Raw genomic sequence first — 2,216 nt, forward strand, 5'->3', positions numbered from 1 at the left:
TCGTTGACCACGGCCTGCGCGGCCGTGGCGCGGGCGCAAGCGCGGCGGTTGCCCTTCTTGCAGGCGGCCTGCTCGTTCGCCAGGCGGGCCTGCGCCTTGGCCAGCGCCTGCGCATGGGCCTGAGCACGCTGGGCCTGGGCGGCCGGATCAGGCCGGGTTGGATCGCGCGGGGCGGCGTTCTGCGCCGCACAGGCAGCCAGGGCCAGGGGAAGGGTCAGGACGATCACCTTGCGCAACATGCATTTGCCTTTCCAATGGCGGGGCTTCCAGGCGTTTGCACCAGCCCCTGCCCCGCCGCCAAACGAAAAAGGCCGCCGGTGGTTCCGGCGGCCCGTTTCACGTGAAACATCTGTTCGGCAGGTAGCGCCGATCAGACCGTTTCGTAGTACTTGGGGGCATGCTCGTTGAGGATCGCGAGGATCTTCTTGAGGGCCGCCGGCTCGTCGGTCTTTTCCATCGCGGCGAGTTCGCGGGCCAGGCGCGAAGACGCGGCTTCGAAGATTTGCCGTTCGGAATAGCTCTGCTCGGGCTGGTCATCGGCGCGGAACAGGTCGCGGGTCACTTCGGCGATCGAGACGAGGTCGCCGGAATTGATCTTGGCTTCGTATTCCTGGGCGCGGCGCGACCACATGGTGCGCTTGACCTTGGGCTTGCCCTTGAGCGTGTCGAGCGCTTCACGCAGCGTCTTGTCCGAAGACAGCTTGCGCATGCCGATCGCTTCGACCTTGTTGACCGGAACGCGAAGCGTCATGCGCTCCTTTTCAAAGCGGAGCACATAGAGCTCCAGCTTCATGCCCGCGATTTCTTCCTGCTGAAGCTCGACCACGCGGCCGACACCATGCTTCGGGTAAACGACGTAATCCCCAACATCGAAGGCAAGAGCCTTGGCTGCCATTTCTTATCCTTTCGACGCCGGCAGACGGGACGGCGGGGGCGGGATGCCCGGCTAGGAAAAACCATGACGGCGAACCAAATATGCCTGTGACACTCCACCCTGCCCGGTCTGGTTGATCCGGTGCGGGGCTGGTCCCGGGGAGCGTGAACTGGCAAAGAACCGTTTTAAGCCCGGCCAAGGCCCTGCGATCGACGAGGCGATCCGATAGCGCGATCCGTCAGCGTTTTCCGTGTGCCGCCTGTTTCTGCCTTCTCGTAACAAAAAGGGCGCCCGGCAAAGGATTTGCCCGGCGCTTGATGGCTATATAGCAGCATTGTGGCAAAATTACCAGAGCCGAGACAGCAAAAGGCATGCGCCTTTTGGCCGCGCCCGGCCAAAAAGCCGGGGCAGCCCGATTTCCGGCGCTGGATCGGGGCATGGATCAAGCCCCGTCTGGCGCAATCAGCCGCGCGACAAACGGGCGCGAATCACCCCTGGCGCGGTTGCCGGTTCGCTCAGTCCCCTTCGCCCGGCTCGGGCGAGAACTGGGTTTCGAACTTGTTTTCCACGCCCTTCCAGGCGTCGGCATCGGCCGGCGCGTCCTTCTTGGTCGTGATGTTGGGCCATTCGGCGGAATACTTGGTGTTCAGCTCCAGCCACTGCTCCAGCCCGCTTTCGGTGTCGGGCAGGATCGCTTCGGCGGGGCATTCCGGTTCGCACACGCCGCAGTCGATGCATTCGCTGGGGTTGATCACCAGCATGTTGTCGCCTTCATAGAAGCAGTCGACAGGACACACTTCCACGCAGTCCATGTACTTGCAGCGGATGCAGGCATCGGTGACGACGTAAGTCATGCTGTGGGTATTTCCTCAAGGCTCGATTTCGGGCCGTGCTAGAGGCGCGAGGGGCGCCGCGTCAAGCACCCGATAGCATCCTTGTGCCTCAAGGGCAGGCCCGCGGCGTGCCGGAAGGGTGATAATCTCGATCACGCGCACCGAATTGCGCAAGGGTAGGACCAGGACATCCCCCGATTTCACGCCCGCGCTGCAGCGTTCGACGCGACGGCCGTTGAGGCGGATGTGCCCTTCTTCCACCCAACCCTGGGCCAGCCCCCGGCTGCCGGCAAAGCGCAGGAACCACAGCAACTTGTCTATCCGCATTGCTCCTCCCTCGTGATCGCTTTTCCTTTATCGCAGCAACGTGGCCAGCGCGGCAAAGGCGCCGCTGGCCGGTGCCGGTTGCACCGGCGCGCGCGAGGCCTGCTGGTTGGATTTGCTGTTCCTGGCCGGTGGCGTGGCCGGCCGTGGCGGGCGCCAGTCCCACAACGGCGGTGCGGGCGGCC

The 2,216-nt window shown here is 64.2% G+C and carries 4 protein-coding genes; all 4 read right to left on the reverse strand.

Features of this window, described 5'->3' with window-relative positions:
- On the reverse strand, nt 1-239 hold a 239-nt coding region (locus tag H926_RS25655; RefSeq protein WP_043607868.1), incomplete at its 3' end, for a hypothetical protein.
- 131 nt (nt 240-370) lie between these two features.
- A complete protein-coding gene (locus tag H926_RS0104880) occupies nt 371-895 on the reverse strand; it encodes a CarD family transcriptional regulator (protein ID WP_022675317.1) in 525 nt (174 codons plus the stop codon).
- A 494-nt stretch (nt 896-1,389) separates the two neighbouring features.
- Nucleotides 1,390-1,728 (reverse strand): ferredoxin FdxA, encoded by a 339-nt coding sequence (gene fdxA / locus H926_RS0104885; RefSeq protein ID WP_022675318.1) that lies wholly within the window; start codon nt 1,726-1,728, stop codon nt 1,390-1,392.
- Between the two features lie 15 nt (nt 1,729-1,743).
- On the reverse strand, nt 1,744-2,034 hold the full coding sequence (locus tag H926_RS0104890) for an RNA-binding S4 domain-containing protein (protein WP_022675319.1): 291 nt from the start codon (nt 2,032-2,034) through the stop codon (nt 1,744-1,746).
- Between the last annotated feature and the right edge of the window lie 182 nt (nt 2,035-2,216).

Source organism: Novosphingobium sp. B-7 (genome assembly GCF_000410615.1).
GTDB classification, from domain to species: domain Bacteria; phylum Pseudomonadota; class Alphaproteobacteria; order Sphingomonadales; family Sphingomonadaceae; genus Novosphingobium; species Novosphingobium capsulatum.

Coding starts and splice junctions, on each gene's coding strand:
- H926_RS0104880 (WP_022675317.1), bottom strand. CDS start 895: ATGGCAGCCAAGGCTCTTGCCTTCGATGTTGGGGATTACGTCGTTTAC.
- fdxA (WP_022675318.1), bottom strand. CDS start 1,728: ATGACTTACGTCGTCACCGATGCCTGCATCCGCTGCAAGTACATGGAC.
- H926_RS0104890 (WP_022675319.1), bottom strand. CDS start 2,034: ATGCGGATAGACAAGTTGCTGTGGTTCCTGCGCTTTGCCGGCAGCCGG.